Consider the following 15,923-nt stretch of genomic DNA (forward strand, 5'->3'; position numbering starts at 1 on the left):
ATCTTACTCATCCGGGTTCAGGCGACGACGGCTGATGATACGCAGCAGACGCCACAGCACCCACGCCAGCAAGACCACGCTGACCGCCGCCAGGATGGCGAGCAGAACCGGATGGTTAGACATCGCATACCACAGGCGTTCAAACCACGGCAGATGGCCCACGTAGTACACATCGCCCACGCGCAGGCTGTTGACGCCGGACTCACGGATCACCGACACGGAACCAAACATCGCGGCACGTTTACCGCTGTCGTTCATGGCCGTATTGAGCAGTTCATACCCGCGCGGGCTGTCCGCCAGGAGAGCCACCACGCTGCGCTGTTCGTTGTAAGGTGACTGGAAGCCCACCACCGCGGCCATTGCCCCCTGAGACGTAACCGTCGTCTGCGCGCTGGCCTGACGATCGTTCGCATCCGGCATAATGCTCGGGAACTCGGTCTGGCGCAGCGGCGTGTTAACCCAGGACTGGGCCGCTTTCACCAGCAGATCGATACGTTTGTCATCCTTCAGCTTATCCGGAATGGTACCGATCACCAGAATGTCAGCGTCTTTGTTCTGAATCTGGCTGCCATCGTCCGTCAACGTGACGTTAATCGCCGGTAATCCTGTTTGTCCTCCAACGGTCGCCATGGTGTCCAGCAGGGTCGTGACCTGCCCTTCGCTTGGCGCTTTTGGCATCACCACAATGGAGTCAGAAAGATCGGCCATGCGGCTGAACGGGAAGCCCGCGTTAGCAAAGGCGCGCAGATCCGGCATCGCCAGGAAGTGATAATACTTCGAGAAGTCGATGGTCGACTCATCGCCAATCACAACGTGGTTCTGTACGGGCTGGAAGGTGATGCAGTTTTCCGCCGAGCCGCCAGGCATCGGGTTCATGTACTGGAAGTCAAAGCGAAGCTGGTTTATCGCACCCAGCTTCAGTGCCGGGATGGAGACATCCGTTTTACCGTCCAGCAGCCCCTGCAACACTGGCAGGCGAAGCATCAGGCGGTTAGTATCCTGTGTGCTTTGCAGGCTGAACGATTGCAGGAACTGGTTGTTCAGGCTGATATCCATGCGCGAGCTGTCTTTGGTCGCTGGCGCGGTATAGCGGTAGTTCAGATTGATATCAATGCCGTTGGTACGCAGCAGGTACAGATCCGGCGGCAGATTCAGTGACAAGCTAATCGGCGCGGGCTCAAGCCCCGTCGCCTGCAGCTGTTCTTCATAGGTTTTCAGCTCGCCAAAGGTTACCGCACGGTCGGTACGCACCCAGTTTGGCGCATCATAAGGTTTACGCGCCAGCAGCGGTTTAACCTCATCCACCACCACGCTGTTGCCGCGGAAAAGGACGTTGCCCTGGGCAATCGCTTTTGCAGCCTGCACCAGATCTTTATCGTCGCGGCCAAAGACCACCAGCAGCTTCACATACGGGTTTTCCGGATGGCTTATCATCTCAACGGTCGGCGCTTTGACGTCCGGATGATCGCGCAGGAAGGCCGGGCGTTTCGCGTTGGTCGCAAACACAATGGCATTTCTGTCCGGCAGTTTGTCGTACATCGCCGGGAAGCTCTGACCACGCCAGCCGGCGCGTGAACCAAACCAGGACGCCACGATGGTGGCCGCCAGCTGCTCGGTCACGTCCGGGGACGATGCAAACACCATCGGCAGGGTGAGCGGACGGTTATCGCGCGGATCAAAGAACGGAACCGGGAATGCCGAGAGATCGTTTTTCAGCGCCAGCGACTGGTAGGTCATCTGCAGCGAGGAGTTACGCCCGACGTCCATCCACAGCGTGTTGCTGGCCGGGTTTTCGCAGACATCGCGGTAGTGACCGACAAACTCCAGGCGGATGCGGTTAAAGTCGGTGATGAACAGCGGGTTGATCGGCACCTGAGCCTGGGTTTTCTTGCCCAGATGCTCTTTCGTGACCGGCAGGACGTCCATCAGCTCATCATTCAGGTAGACCTTCAGCTGAGACTGTGTCGGCAGCAGAGACGGCGACGGGGTGTATTCCAGGTTCAGCACCGCATTAGAGACGACCTCATCGCTGCGCATGCCAAACTCAATGCCGCCGTTAGGGTTGATGCCGCGCAGCACCATACTGCCCGGAGGCGGTGCGATTTGCGCGAAGGTCAGCTTCACGTCCCGTGACGGCGCATTGTCCGCGACGACGGGCGCATTCGCCCCCCGGACGCCCGGCATCACCTGCCCGATGACCTGGCCGTCTGCCGGCAGGGTGTTCCCCTCCGTTGGCTGGTTCGGCGTGATATTTTCTGTTTGGCCAGGTGCCGCGGTGACAACCGGATCGGTTGCTTGCGCGACGACAGGTACCGTTGGCGCAGGCGTTGCCGCTGCGTTACCAGGAGCTGCGTTAGCCATTGTTGCGGGGATAACATTCATCCCCATTGCCACTGCACATAACCAGGAAAGTTTTGTTTTCATCGCGTTATCATCATTGTTGAGCCATAACCGGGTCCGCCTGCTTCGCCTCATCCCGCTCAGGACGACGAGGAATGAACGACACGACCCAGGAAACCAGCGAAGTAAGTGACCGGAAAATTAATTTCACCGACGACGGGGCAAATTCTGCAAGGTGACGATAGCCACGGAACCCCAGCTTCAGAATATCCAGCAGGCTTTCCAGAGGTTTATCTTCCGGGAAGCTGTCCTGCCAGAGAGCCCACGTATCCGCGCGGGCAAACGTACATTGCACAAAATCGATATGCTGCTTTTTGGTCAACGGCATCAGTTGCAGACCGACTTCATTGCCCGCCACGCGAACCACCTGCGTCGGGAAGACATACTCCTGCTGACCGCGCTTAAGCAGCAGGTTAACTTTTTGCCCTTCCAGCACCTTAGCCTGACCGTTGATTTTGATCCCCAGACCACCGTCAGAGAAGTCGTGCACGGTACAGGAGAAGAGGTGGCCATCTTCACGGGCGATCGCCGCAGGCATGCAGATTTCAACGCGATGCGCACGACGAACCTGTTTGCTCTCCACCGACACCGCTACCGCGCCGCCGAGGATAATCAGGTTGTAGAAGACCCAGGCCATACTGACGAAGACGGTCAGGATTTCGTTTTCCGGGCCGTAGAAGTAACGCCAGATACCAGCGATGACGCCGACAATATTCAGCAGTACCAGGAAGATATACGGACGGGAGATCACCCAGTCGACGTACTCTTCTTCCACCAGGCCGCCCTTCGCGGTGACGTTGAATTTGCCTTTATGCGGGTTAATCAGCGCCACCATCGTCGGCGGCGCGATGTACCAGGCCAGCACCGTTTCGTAGATTTCACTCCAGAAGGAATGGCGGTATTTACCCTGTATCTTCGAGTTCGTCAGGCTCGCGTGGATCATGTGCGGCAGAACGAACAACGCAATCATCAGCGCCGGGGCGTAAATGATATAGGCGTGAAGGAGCAGGAACGCCAGCGGCGCGGTCAGGAAGATCAGCCGCGGGATACCGGATAAGAAGTGGAACATGGCGTTGACGTAGCAAAGACGCTGCGCCAGCTTGAGCCCTTTCCCTATCAGTGGGTTATCGAGACGGAAAATCTGCACCATCCCGCGCGCCCAGCGAATACGCTGACCAATGTGCGCCGACAGTGACTCCGTTGCCAGACCGGCAGCCTGCGGAATACGCATATAGGCGGAGGTATAGCCACGACGGTGCAGGCGCAGAGAGGTATGCGCATCTTCAGTCACCGTTTCGACGGCGATACCACCAATTTCATCCAGCGGTTTACGGCGGATAACCGCACAGGAGCCGCAGAAGAAGGTGGCATCCCACATGTCGTTCCCGTCCTGCACCAGGCCATAGAACAGCGTGCCTTCGTTCGGGGTTTTACGGAAACGGCCAAGGTTACGTTCAAACGGATCCGGCGAGAAGAAGTGGTGCGGCGTCTGCATCATCGCCAGCTCTTTCTCCTTCAGGAACCAGCCCATGGTCATCTGCAGGAACGAGCGCGTCGGCACGTGGTCACAGTCAAAGATCGAGACAAACTCTCCAGTGGCATACTTCAGCGCGTTGTTGATGTTCCCGGCTTTAGCATGTTCGTGAGTCGGACGGGCGATGTACTCGACACCGACCTCTTCTGCGAACTGGCGAAACGCCGGACGGTTGCCATCATCCAGGACCCAGACTTTAAGCTTATCCTTTGGCCAGTCGATGCCCAGCGCGGCATAAATGGTGTTTTTCACCACGCTCAGATCTTCGTTGTAGGTCGGTACGAAGAGATCGACGGTCGGCCACTGCGCGGTGTCTTTAGGCAGCGGAACCGGCTGGCGGTTGAGCGGCCAAATCACCTGGAAATAGCCCAGCACCAGCACAACCCAGGCGTAGGTTTCTGCGAACAGCAGCACCAGGCCGCACACCAGGCTGACCGGGTCGTCCCAGTTCAGGGTTGAGGTATAACGCCACCAGATGTAGCGACAGGAGACGGTTAACGACAACACAATCAGCATCAGCGCCGAGAAGCGGCCCGGAATACGGCGGACCAGTAACGCCACGCCCCAAAGCAGGATCAGGAAGGTGAACTGCGCCAGAGGGTTGAAAGGTTGCGTAATACAGACCAGCGCCAGAATGAGCGAGAACACGACGATTACGCCGAGGATAAAACGCCGCAAGCCCGGGTGGAGATGCCCGAGCTCTTTATGGTTATCCAGATGGCTGGTCTTATCGCTTACGCTGTTGGGCAGTTTATCCAGCCACTGGTGGTAGCGTTCACGTAACTGCTGCACGCGGGAGAAACTGCGCCAGTGCGGCGTTATTTTCTCTGAGCGGGATGAGGTGGCCACCAGCCAGATGGCCTGAATAAGATAACGGGCCGGATCCAAAGGACGTGGCCGGTCGGGATTAATGTGCGGATAAAGCTCACTGTGCCGGGCACGTATGCGCTGCCAGCGCGGGTGTTCGAGTGGAATAAACATCCAGGCCAGAATCATCCAGAAACAGCCGAGCGCGGCGCTAAATGCCGAAGCACCGTGTCGGCGGAAATGCCGGTAGCGTTCGCTCAAACGCGAACTGACCGGTGGGATGAGTAACCAGCTGGCGAGACGACTCATACAGAACTCCCTGCATGCTCCGCCCTGTTAGCGAAGTTCAGCAGACACCAGTTAGCCAGCGTCAGGATCTCTTCTGCCGCCAGTGAATCGCTGCGGTATTCGCCGAGCGGTTGCTTAGACGCAAGGCATTCCGCCATCCCCTCATCACGATGGATGACAATGGGAAGCAGACGGCGCTGGCTTTGCAGCCAGACCTGATACAGATCGTCCTGGATCTGGCTGCCAATGCGCAAATCGTTAATCAGGATATGGCCATTTTGAGGTAGCCCCTGCTGATGCAGGCGGATATGGCAGTTCGCATCGACGTTGACGATCGAGAACACATGATCGCACTGGGCGATAAGCTGTCGGGTCAGCGTGCCGGCGCCGTGCGGCAGATCCAGCAGGATCCACTTGTAGTGCCCCTTTTCTTTCAGGGTCTGCAGCGCCAGCGTAAACTGCGAAAACAGGCGCTGATACGCCGCTTCATTCTCGCGCTCCGTGGTGGTCAGTTGACCAAACGGCAGCAGATCGAGCTGGGAGGTATAGCGCATCCCTGCATCCTGCCAGTCTTTATCATCAAGCAGCGCGCGGGCCCAGCCCTCTTCACGAGTAAAGTCGACGTTAAACGACATACGCAGCAAATTATCGGCGCAGGCGTCAATAACCAGCACCGATTCACCTAAAAGCTGTAATGACCACGCCAGCGCCGCGGTCACTGATGTGGTACCCACACCGCCACGGACACCCTGTAATCCGAGTATGGCCATCAATGGCTCCCTTATTGTTGATGGGCGAATTCAGCTAATAACGGCCAGCGTTTAATAGCCGCGGCCAACTGTTCCCGCTGGGAAATATCGGTGTAATCTATTTCAGGTAAAGAAAAGGCCTGCGTCAGCGCCAGAAAATCGTTTTGGAATGTGTAACCCAGGGTCGAATCGACTGGGGTACCAGGTTCGTTATTATCCATTCTTTTTCCATCCCTTTGCGTAGAATCGCCAGATCAGAAGTAGCGAGGCGTCCTGCCCTATGAAATTTCATTTACATGCTAAATCTGATGTTCTTTAATTTCAATGTTAGGTTTATTTCTACGCTTTCGCTAGTAAACTGAGATACAGATAAATTAGACGAAAAGAGGGACACCGTGGACTCCATATTTTCTATTGGCATCCAGTCATTATGGGACGAATTGAGCCACATGCCAGTCGGAGGAGTCTGGTGGATTAATACGGACCGTAATGAAGATGCTATCAGTCTGGTAAACCAGACAATTGCTGCTCAGGATAAGGATTCCCGCGTGGCCGTCATTAGCATGGGCGAAGAGCCCAGAAAAATTATCACGCTTGAAAGTGGCCGCGGGCCGCAGACGGTGCGATTATTTTCCATGACATCGGAAACCGATAGTCTATACTTTTTGTCCCGCGACGTTCAGTGCTCTATTGATCCGGATCACTATTTAGTGATTCTGAAATGTGCAAATAACGTCCTGCAAAATATGCCTGCTGAAAAACTGCTGCCGTGGCTGGAAAAAATCAATAAATGGGCAAAATTTCAAAATTGCACGCTATTGATAGTCAATCCCGGTAGTAATAATGACAAGCTGTTTTCACTTTTAATGGGCGAATATCGCTCCCTGTTTGGTCTGGCAAGCATTCGTGACCAGGCGGGCAGCTATCTCTACGATATTGCCTTCTGGTGTAATGAAAAAGGCGTGAGCGCCAGGCAACAACTTACGCTGAAACATATTGAGGGCGAGTGGCACCTGGCGCAGCAGGAAGAAACCGTGGTGCAGCCGCGCAGCGATGAAAAACGCATCCTGAGCCATATCGCGGTTTTAGAAGGAGCACCTGCCCTGTCGGAAAACTGGTCACTGTTTGAATCTAACGAAGCCCTTTTCCATGAAGCCCGCACAACCCAGGCGGCCACCCTTATTTTCTCGCTGATGCAGAATAACCAGATTGAGACGCTGGCAAGGCAAATCCACACCTTACGCCGCCAGCGCGGCAGTGCGTTGAAAATCATCGTGCGCGAAAATAATACCAGCCTGCGCGCCACCGATGAACGCCTGCTTCTGGGCTGCGGCGCCAATATGGTTATTCCATGGAATGCCCCCTTGTCACGCTGCCTGACGCTTATCGAAAGCGTACAGGGCCAGCAGTTTAGCCGCCATGTGCCGGAAGATATTTCCACGCTGCTCTCCATGACACAGCCGATGAAGCTGCGTGGATACCAAAAATGGGATACCTTCTGCGACGCAGTTGGCAACATGATGAGCAACACGCTTCTTCCTGCTGACGGAAAAGGGGTTATGGTCGCCCTGCGTCCTGTACCGGGTATTCGCGTTGAACAGGCTCTCACCTTATGTCGCCCGAACCGTACAGGGGACATCATGACCATCGGCGACAATCGACTGGTGCTGTTTTTGTCCTTCTGCCGGGTAAACGATCTCGATACGGCGCTTAACCACATCTTCCCCCTGCCTACCGGGGATATTTTCTCGAACCGTATGATTTGGTTCGAAGATAATACGATCGGCGCGGAGCTGGTGCAGATGCGTGCGCTCCAGCCTGAACAATGGGTTAAACCGCTCGCTATCAAGAGCGATGCCAAACCGATCCTCAATGCCAGACATGATGGACACGTCTGGCGTCGGATTCCGGAGCCCCTTCGCCTATTAACAGACAACGCGGAGAACGCATCATCATGAATATCAGCGATATCCTTCAACTGGTTATATTCTGTGCGCTGATCTTTTTCCCGCTTGGCTACTATGCGCGCCATTCCATACGCCGTATCCGTGATACGGCCAGAGTGCTGTTTATAAAACCTCGCTATGTAAAACCAGCCGGAACACTGACACGGGCATCACACGTCAAGGCAGACCGAAAACATGACTAATTCTACCTATACCGCTTCGTCACCCTCGCCGCTCTGGCAATACTGGCGCGGCCTTTCCGGCTGGAACTTCTACTTTCTGGTGAAGTTTGGTCTGCTGTGGGCAGGCTATCTGAATTTCCATCCCCTTCTCAACCTCGTGTTTATGGCCTTCCTGCTGATGCCGCTGCCGAATATCAGGCTGCATCGCTTACGTCACTGGGTTGCCATCCCTCTCGGCTTTGCGCTGTTCTGGCATGATACCTGGCTACCGGGGCCGGACAGCATTATGAGCCAGGGGTCGCAGGTGGCGGGCTTTAGCGCCAGCTATGTCCTCGATCTGACCGAGCGCTTTATTAACTGGCAGATGATTGGCGCGGTATTTGTGCTGCTGGTTGCCTGGCTGTTCCTGTCACAGTGGATCCGCGTCACGGTGTTTGTCGTCGCGATTATGATCTGGCTTAACGTGCTGACGCTGGCTGGACCAAACTTTTCGCTGTGGCCTGCTGGTCAACCGACCACCACGGTGACCACCACAGGGGGAAGCGCAGCGGCAACCGTCACAACGGCAGGCGATACGCCTGTGGTGGGTGATATCCCAACCCAGACCGCACCGCCGACCTCAACCAACCTGAACGCCTGGCTTTCCAGTTTCTATACCGCAGAAGACAAGCGACAGACTAAATTCCCGGATGCGCTGCCAGCGGATGCTCAGCCGTTTGAATTGCTGGTGATCAACATCTGCTCTCTCTCCTGGGCCGACGTGGACGCCGCCGGTTTGATGTCTCATCCGCTGTGGTCACATTTCGACATTCAGTTTAAAGATTTCAACTCTGCCACCTCATACAGCGGCCCGGCGGCGATCCGCCTTCTGCGTGCAAGCTGCGGTCAGACATCGCATAAAAACCTGTATCAACCCGCCGGCAACCAGTGTTATCTGTTCGATAACCTCGCAAAACTGGGCTTTACGCAGCATCTGATGCTGGGGCATAACGGCCAGTTCGGTAACTTCCTGAAAGAGGTGCGCGAACAGGGTGGCATGCAGGCACCGCTAATGGATCAAACCGGTCTTCCTGTCTCTCTGCTGGGCTTCGACGGTTCACCCGTTTATGACGATACCGCCGTCCTGCAACGCTGGCTGCAGACCATCGAAAAAGACAGTAATCCACGCAGTGCGACGTTCTTTAATACCCTGCCGCTCCACGACGGTAACCATTTCCCGGGCGTGAGCAAAACAGCAGATTATAAAGTGCGTGCGCAGAAATTCTTCGACGAGCTGGACGCATTCTTCACGGAGCTGGAAAAATCAGGCCGTAAAGTGATGGTGGTTGTGGTGCCTGAGCACGGTGGTGCGCTGAAAGGTGACAGAATGCAGGTGTCAGGTCTGCGTGATATCCCGAGCCCATCCATCACCAACGTCCCTGCAGGCATCAAATTCTTTGGGATGAAGGCACCGCATCAGGGCGCACCGATTGAGATTACACAGCCAACCAGCTATCTGGCGATCTCAGAACTGGTTGCCCGCGCCGTTGACGGGAAGCTGTTTGTGGAAGATAGCGTGAACTGGGACGAGCTTACCAGCAAACTGCCGCAAACGGCGGAAGTCTCCGAGAACGCCAACGCGGTCGTCATTCAATATCAGAACAAACCGTACGTTCGCCTGAACGGCGGGGATTGGGTACCGTATCCGCAGTAACTGATTTACTCCTCACCCTCTCCCCATCGGGGAGAGGGGATAGTCAGTGCGTTATTATTGCGCTGAAATCCACACCAGCATTTTCAGACTTGCCGAATAGTAGTCGTCTTTAGAGGTAATTTCGGGTTCTTCGGAAGGCTGTCCCATCGTTAAATCGCGCACGGCCAACAGGCCGCCTTCCATCATGTAGGGCGCATATTCGTTGGTCGTGACGTTAACCCAGGCGGGGGTTTGTTCCCGGGGGAACTGACCGAACCAGGCCTTCCACGGCGTCAGCAGCGGGTTTTGCTTATCAGACCAGGCAAGGTACAGCGGAATACGAATCGCGTCATAGCTCATTCGCGGCGGCCAGCCTTTAGCCGGGGCCAGCTTGCCGCCAGATGTCAGTGAAACCCAGTCAGCGGGCAGATTCGCTTTGCCCGAACCCATTTTCCCCAGCAGGCGTTCCCCGTCCTTTATCAAATCGCGCCAGACCGGCAAATGACTGCGTCCGGCGAAGGCCTGCCAGGCCGGAAACACGAAATAGGAAGGATTAAGGACCACTTCACCTTCAAGCTTAAATCCCTGGACGCCGGGCAGCATCACGCGGTAACCCGCATAGCGGATGACGCTATGGCCGACCAGCGCTTTTGTAATGGCATCCGATGCGGCGCTGTAGCGTTTGTCATGCCAGCGGGCATCGGCTTTAAGCAGCGCCCAGGCAATCAGCACATCGCCATCGGCGGCGTTGTTTTTGTCGGCGACCGGGTTGGACTCTGCGGGGTTATAGCGCCAGTAAAACAGACCGTTCTCTTTGTTCTTCAGCTCACGATTTGTCCATTGCCAGAGCTTATCGAACGTGGCTTTATCGTCGTTGGCCACTGCCATCAGCATGGCAAAACCCTGGCCTTCCGTATGCGACACGCCGCCATTGCCGGTATCGACAATGCGGCCTTCCGGTTTGAAAAAGCGGGCCTTGTAACTCTCCCAGGCCCGATCCGCATGAGAGAGAGGCGAGAACAGCAGACTCATCATGACGGCCAGCGTCACGCAGACGGGTTTTCGCATCGTTCACTCCATCCGGTTATTCGGCACTTCGCAGTGAAATCTCACCGCCCATCCAGGGTTTGATCACGCCATCCTGCTCCAGGAGCAGCGCGCCCTGTGCGTCAATACCGCGGGAAGTGCCGTAGATCTCTTTATCACCAATCAGCAATTTCACCGGGCGGTTGATAAAGTTATCCAGCTTTTCCCAACGAGACAGGAACGGTGCCAGCCCTTCCTGCTCAAAAAGCGTGAGTGAGCTGCGCAACTCTTTGATCATACGTACGGAAAGGGTGTTACGATCGATGACGATCCCCGCCTCCTGGAGGTTAGTCCAGGCCTGATTCACGACATCATTTTGTACATTGCGCATCACCATATTGAGGCCTGCACCAATGACAATTTGCGCCGCATCCCCCGTTTTTCCCGTCAGTTCGACAAGAATGCCGGCAAGTTTACGGTCGTTGAGGTAGAGGTCATTAGGCCATTTAACACGGACTTTATCCGCTCCCAGATCGTGCAGCACTTCCGCCATGACGATGCCGATGACCAGACTCAGGCCAATGGCAGCGGCCGGGCCCTGATCGAGTCGCCAGTACATGGACAGATAGAGGTTAGCGCCAAATGGCGAAAACCATTTGCGGCCGCGACGGCCACGACCGGCCTGTTGATATTCAGCAACGCAGGCATCGCCGGATTTTAGCTCAGGCAGACGATCCAGAAGATACTGGTTCGTCGAATCAATCACCGGCAGCACTGCAACATTGCCGTATCCAATCTGGCTGCGGATCGCTTCTTCATTCAGCAATTGAATAGGCTCCGGCAGGCTGTAGCCTTTTCCGGGAACCGTGAACACATCAACACCCCAGTCGCGAAGCGTCTGAATATGCTTGTTAATAGCGGCACGGCTCATGCCAAGCTGCTCACCCAGCTGCTCGCCTGAATGAAACTCACCGTCAGCAAGGATGCTAATCAGGGTTAAGGGGATGGTATTGTCTTTCACGCGATGGCCTCCACGGCATTGACTTCACCTGTGCGGCCAATGAAGCGAACTTCTGGCTCCAGCCAGACGTTAAACTTTTCGCCCACACGCTGACGAACATAATGAGCCAGCTGTACTACATCTTCGCTGGTCGCATCGCGTTGATTAATCAGTACCAGGGCCTGCTGTTGGTGAACGGCGGCACCGCCTATTGAAGTGCCTTTTAGCTGGCATTGATCGATAAGCCACCCCGCGGCCAACTTCACGCTGCCATCCACCTGAGGGTAATGTGGTGCTGCTGGCCATCCTTCAAGAAAGACTTTTGCAATTTCGCTGCTGATAACCGGGTTTTTGAAGAAACTGCCAGCGTTTCCGCTTACTTTTGGATCGGGAAGTTTGGTCATCCGCATATGGCAAACCGAGTCAAAAACGTCGCGGGCGGTAACGGTCGCCGGATCGAGACGCGTTAAATCCCCGTAGGTCAGCACCGGCTGCCAGTTCTTCGACAGGCGCAGACCCACGGCGACAATCACGTAGCGGTCCTGATATGCATGTTTGAAGATACTGTCACGATAGCCAAATCGGCACTGTTCTGCCGTTAAACGCTTAGCCGTTCCGGTCGCCAGTTCGATGCAGTCGACATATTCACAGACATGTTTCAGTTCGATGCCGTAGGCGCCGATGTTTTGAATAGGTGACGATCCGGCGCAGCCTGGAATAAGCGCAAGGTTTTCCAGACCCGGCATCCCTTTTTCGAGGGTAAATTGCACCAGATGATGCCAGTTTTCTCCGGCACCCACGTGCACGTGCCAGCTATCGGCACGCTCTTCCACATCAATTCCCATGATGCGGTTAACGATCACCGTTCCCGCAAAGTCATCGAGAAACAGGACATTACTACCTTCGCCCAGAATCAGTACGGGTTCGTTATTTTCTGTCGCGTTTTGCCATGCATCCAGCAGTTGCGGTGCAGTATCGGCACGTACAATTTGATTAGCATTGCGTTGAATGCCAAAGGTATTCCAGGGCTTAAGGGAGTGGTTCATAGACGCTATCCTGATGCAAAAACGCAGGTAGTTTACCGTATAAGCAGGGCGTTGGGGGATTAGTTTGTGCAGCGTATAAACGCAAAAAGGCCATCCTTGCGGATGGCCTCTTCACTTATTTGATGCCTGGCAGTTCCCTACTCTCACATGGGGAGACCCCACACTACCATCGGCGCTACGGCGTTTCACTTCTGAGTTCGGCATGGGGTCAGGTGGGACCACCGCGCTAAAGCCGCCAGGCAAATTCTGTTAATCTGTATCAAAGCTGAAATTTGATTGTCTGTCTCTCGTCCGCCGAAACAGCTTCGGCGTTGTAAGGTTAAGCCTCACGGTTCATTAGTATCGGTTAGCTCAACGCATCGCTGCGCTTACACACCCGACCTATCAACGTCGTAGTCTTCAACGTTCCTTCAGGACCCTTAAAGGGTCAGGGAGAACTCATCTCGGGGCAAGTTTCGTGCTTAGATGCTTTCAGCACTTATCTTTTCCGCATTTAGCTACCGGGCAATGCCATTGGCATGACAACCCGAACACCAGTGATGCGTCCACTCCGGTCCTCTCGTACTAGGAGCAGCCCCCCTCAATTCTCCAGCGCCCACGGCAGATAGGGACCGAACTGTCTCACGACGTTCTAAACCCAGCTCGCGTACCACTTTAAATGGCGAACAGCCATACCCTTGGGACCTACTTCAGCCCCAGGATGTGATGAGCCGACATCGAGGTGCCAAACACCGCCGTCGATATGAACTCTTGGGCGGTATCAGCCTGTTATCCCCGGAGTACCTTTTATCCGTTGAGCGATGGCCCTTCCATTCAGAACCACCGGATCACTATGACCTGCTTTCGCACCTGCTCGAGCCGTCACTCTCGCAGTCAAGCTAGCTTATGCCATTGCACTAACCTCCTGATGTCCGACCAGGATTAGCTAACCTTCGTGCTCCTCCGTTACTCTTTGGGAGGAGACCGCCCCAGTCAAACTACCCACCAGACACTGTCCGCAACCCGGATTACGGGTCTACGTTAGAACACCAGCCATTAAAGGGTGGTATTTCAAGGGCGGCTCCACGCAGACTGGCGTCCACGCTTCAAAGCCTCCCACCTATCCTACACATCAAGGACCAGTGTTCAGTGTCAAGCTATAGTAAAGGTTCACGGGGTCTTTCCGTCTTGCCGCGGGTACACTGCATCTTCACAGCGAGTTCAATTTCACTGAGTCTCGGGTGGAGACAGCCTGGCCATCATTACGCCATTCGTGCAGGTCGGAACTTACCCGACAAGGAATTTCGCTACCTTAGGACCGTTATAGTTACGGCCGCCGTTTACCGGGGCTTCGATCAAGAGCTTCGCGTTGCCGCTAACCCCATCAATTAACCTTCCGGCACCGGGCAGGCGTCACACCGTATACGTCCACTTTCGTGTTTGCACAGTGCTGTGTTTTTAATAAACAGTTGCAGCCAGCTGGTATCTTCGACTGATTTCAGCTCCACCCGCAGGGGCTTCACCTACATATCAGCGTGCCTTCTCCCGAAGTTACGGCACCATTTTGCCTAGTTCCTTCACCCGAGTTCTCTCAAGCGCCTTGGTATTCTCTACCTGACCACCTGTGTCGGTTTGGGGTACGATTTGATGTTACCTGATGCTTAGAGGCTTTTCCTGGAAGCAGGGCATTTGTTACTTCAGCACCGTAGTGCCTCGTCATCACACCTCAGCGTTAATAAGGTACCGGATTTACCTGGAACCTCCGCCTACATGCTTAAACCGGGACAACCGTCGCCCGGCTAACATAGCCTTCTCCGTCCCCCCTTCGCAGTAACACCAAGTACAGGAATATTAACCTGTTTCCCATCGACTACGCCTTTCGGCCTCGCCTTAGGGGTCGACTCACCCTGCCCCGATTAACGTTGGACAGGAACCCTTGGTCTTCCGGCGTGCGGGCTTTTCACCCGCATTATCGTTACTTATGTCAGCATTCGCACTTCTGATACCTCCAGCACCCCTCACAGGACACCTTCAACGGCTTACAGAACGCTCCCCTACCCAACAACGCATACGCGTCGCTGCCGCAGCTTCGGTGCATGGTTTAGCCCCGTTACATCTTCCGCGCAGGCCGACTCGACCAGTGAGCTATTACGCTTTCTTTAAATGATGGCTGCTTCTAAGCCAACATCCTGGCTGTCTGTGCCTTCCCACATCGTTTCCCACTTAACCATGACTTTGGGACCTTAGCTGGCGGTCTGGGTTGTTTCCCTCTTCACGACGGACGTTAGCACCCGCCGTGTGTCTCCCGTGATAACATTCTTCGGTATTCGTAGTTTGCATCGGGTTGGTAAGCCGGGATGGCCCCCTAGCCGAAACAGTGCTCTACCCCCGAAGATGAGTTCACGAGGCGCTACCTAAATAGCTTTCGGGGAGAACCAGCTATCTCCCGGTTTGATTGGCCTTTCACCCCCAGCCACAAGTCATCCGCTAATTTTTCAACATTAGTCGGTTCGGTCCTCCAGTTAGTGTTACCCAACCTTCAACCTGCCCATGGCTAGATCACCGGGTTTCGGGTCTATACCCTGCAACTTAACGCCCAGTTAAGACTCGGTTTCCCTTCGGCTCCCCTATACGGTTAACCTTGCTACAGAATATAAGTCGCTGACCCATTATACAAAAGGTACGCAGTCACACCACGAAGGTGCTCCCACTGCTTGTACGTACACGGTTTCAGGTTCTTTTTCACTCCCCTCGCCGGGGTTCTTTTCGCCTTTCCCTCACGGTACTGGTTCACTATCGGTCAGTCAGGAGTATTTAGCCTTGGAGGATGGTCCCCCCATATTCAGACAGGATACCACGTGTCCCGCCCTACTCTTCGAGTTCACAACCTGTGTGCTTTCGTGTACGGGGCTGTCACCCTGTATCGCCGGACTTTCCAGACCGTTCCACTAACACACAAGCTGATTCAGACTCTGGGCTGCTCCCCGTTCGCTCGCCGCTACTGGGGGAATCTCGGTTGATTTCTTTTCCTCGGGGTACTTAGATGTTTCAGTTCCCCCGGTTCGCCTCGTTAACCTATGTATTCAGTTAACGATAGTGTGTCGGAACACACTGGGTTTCCCCATTCGGACATCGCCGGGTCAAAGGTTCATATCACCTCGCCGGCGCTTTTCGCAGATTAGCACGTCCTTCATCGCCTCTGACTGCCAGGGCATCCACCGTGTACGCTTAGTCGCTTAACCTCACAACCCGAAGATGTTTCTTTCGATTCATCACCGACTTGCGAAAATTTGA

At 54.9% G+C, this 15,923-nt stretch carries 10 protein-coding genes and 2 rRNA genes; 3 read left to right on the forward strand and 9 right to left on the reverse strand.

Translation table 11 applies throughout. The annotated features are described in order from the left end of the window. Window positions 1-3: 3 nt before the first annotated feature. The 4 genes from bcsB to bcsR are packed head-to-tail and all read right to left on the reverse strand — an operon-like array spanning window position 4 to window position 5,999. Entirely contained in the window at window positions 4-2,424 is a 2,421-nt protein-coding gene (gene bcsB / locus V1566_RS01765; RefSeq protein ID WP_395304906.1) for a cellulose biosynthesis cyclic di-GMP-binding regulatory protein BcsB, read from the reverse strand. A 10-nt stretch (window positions 2,425-2,434) separates the two neighbouring features. Then, window positions 2,435-5,050: a UDP-forming cellulose synthase catalytic subunit gene (gene bcsA / locus V1566_RS01770; protein ID WP_395304907.1), complete on the reverse strand. Its 2,616-nt coding sequence runs from the start codon at window positions 5,048-5,050 to the stop codon at window positions 2,435-2,437. Then, window positions 5,047-5,799 carry a cellulose biosynthesis protein BcsQ gene (gene bcsQ / locus V1566_RS01775; protein ID WP_395304908.1) on the reverse strand — a complete coding sequence of 251 codons (753 nt, stop codon included), beginning with the start codon at window positions 5,797-5,799 and terminating at the stop codon, window positions 5,047-5,049. Before bcsQ ends, bcsA begins: the two co-directional genes overlap by 4 nt. 11 nt (window positions 5,800-5,810) lie before the next feature. Continuing rightward, window positions 5,811-5,999, reverse strand: coding sequence for a cellulose biosynthesis protein BcsR (gene bcsR, locus V1566_RS01780; protein ID WP_008503237.1), 189 nt, complete (start codon window positions 5,997-5,999; stop codon window positions 5,811-5,813). A 174-nt stretch (window positions 6,000-6,173) separates the two neighbouring features. Between bcsR and bcsE the strand changes: the two genes are divergently transcribed. Genes bcsE through bcsG form a run of 3 tightly spaced genes read left to right on the forward strand, consistent with a single transcriptional unit; the run spans window position 6,174 to window position 9,599 of the window. Beyond that, window positions 6,174-7,736, forward strand: coding sequence for a cellulose biosynthesis c-di-GMP-binding protein BcsE (gene bcsE, locus V1566_RS01785; RefSeq protein ID WP_395304909.1), 1,563 nt, complete (start codon window positions 6,174-6,176; stop codon window positions 7,734-7,736). Beyond that, the gene (gene bcsF, locus V1566_RS01790) at window positions 7,730-7,927 is read left to right on the forward strand and encodes a cellulose biosynthesis protein BcsF (RefSeq protein ID WP_395305944.1); all 198 of its coding nucleotides are present in this window, start codon (window positions 7,730-7,732) and stop codon (window positions 7,925-7,927) included. Before bcsE ends, bcsF begins: the two co-directional genes overlap by 7 nt. Further along, entirely contained in the window at window positions 7,920-9,599 is a 1,680-nt protein-coding gene (gene bcsG, locus V1566_RS01795) for a cellulose biosynthesis protein BcsG (protein WP_395304910.1), read from the forward strand. Before bcsF ends, bcsG begins: the two co-directional genes overlap by 8 nt. Before the next feature lie 54 nt (window positions 9,600-9,653). Here bcsG and V1566_RS01800 read toward each other — a convergent pair whose 3' ends face one another. The 5 genes from V1566_RS01800 to V1566_RS01820 form a co-directional block, all read right to left on the reverse strand. Next, window positions 9,654-10,646 (reverse strand): glycosyl hydrolase family 8, encoded by a 993-nt coding sequence (locus V1566_RS01800; RefSeq protein WP_395304911.1) that lies wholly within the window; start codon window positions 10,644-10,646, stop codon window positions 9,654-9,656. A gap of 16 nt (window positions 10,647-10,662) precedes the next feature. Then, window positions 10,663-11,625 carry a bifunctional biotin--[acetyl-CoA-carboxylase] ligase/biotin operon repressor BirA gene (birA, locus tag V1566_RS01805; protein WP_311391594.1) on the reverse strand — a complete coding sequence of 321 codons (963 nt, stop codon included), beginning with the start codon at window positions 11,623-11,625 and terminating at the stop codon, window positions 10,663-10,665. Beyond that, window positions 11,622-12,650, reverse strand: coding sequence for a UDP-N-acetylmuramate dehydrogenase (gene murB, locus V1566_RS01810; protein WP_395304912.1), 1,029 nt, complete (start codon window positions 12,648-12,650; stop codon window positions 11,622-11,624). The genes birA and murB overlap by 4 nt, the downstream gene beginning before the upstream one ends. Window positions 12,651-12,774: 124 nt before the next feature. After that, a 5S ribosomal RNA gene (gene rrf, locus V1566_RS01815) occupies window positions 12,775-12,890 on the reverse strand. 75 nt (window positions 12,891-12,965) lie between these two features. Continuing rightward, window positions 12,966-15,871: ribosomal RNA gene (locus tag V1566_RS01820) — 23S ribosomal RNA — on the reverse strand. Window positions 15,872-15,923 lie beyond the last annotated feature (52 nt).

The organism is Enterobacter sp. ECC-019 (assembly GCF_043974075.1).
In the GTDB taxonomy this organism is placed as follows: Bacteria; Pseudomonadota; Gammaproteobacteria; order Enterobacterales; family Enterobacteriaceae; genus Enterobacter; species Enterobacter asburiae_D.

Bases quoted from the DNA above. Each gene is read 5' to 3' on its own strand.
- bcsB (WP_395304906.1), bottom strand. From the start codon at position 2,424: ATGAAAACAAAACTTTCCTGGTTATGTGCAGTGGCAATGGGGATGAAT.
- bcsA (WP_395304907.1), bottom strand. From the start codon at position 5,050: ATGAGTCGTCTCGCCAGCTGGTTACTCATCCCACCGGTCAGTTCGCGT.
- bcsQ (WP_395304908.1), bottom strand. From the start codon at position 5,799: ATGGCCATACTCGGATTACAGGGTGTCCGTGGCGGTGTGGGTACCACA.
- bcsR (WP_008503237.1), bottom strand. From the start codon at position 5,999: ATGGATAATAACGAACCTGGTACCCCAGTCGATTCGACCCTGGGTTAC.
- bcsG (WP_395304910.1), top strand. From the start codon at position 7,920: ATGACTAATTCTACCTATACCGCTTCGTCACCCTCGCCGCTCTGGCAA.
- V1566_RS01800 (WP_395304911.1), bottom strand. From the start codon at position 10,646: ATGCGAAAACCCGTCTGCGTGACGCTGGCCGTCATGATGAGTCTGCTG.
- murB (WP_395304912.1), bottom strand. From the start codon at position 12,650: ATGAACCACTCCCTTAAGCCCTGGAATACCTTTGGCATTCAACGCAAT.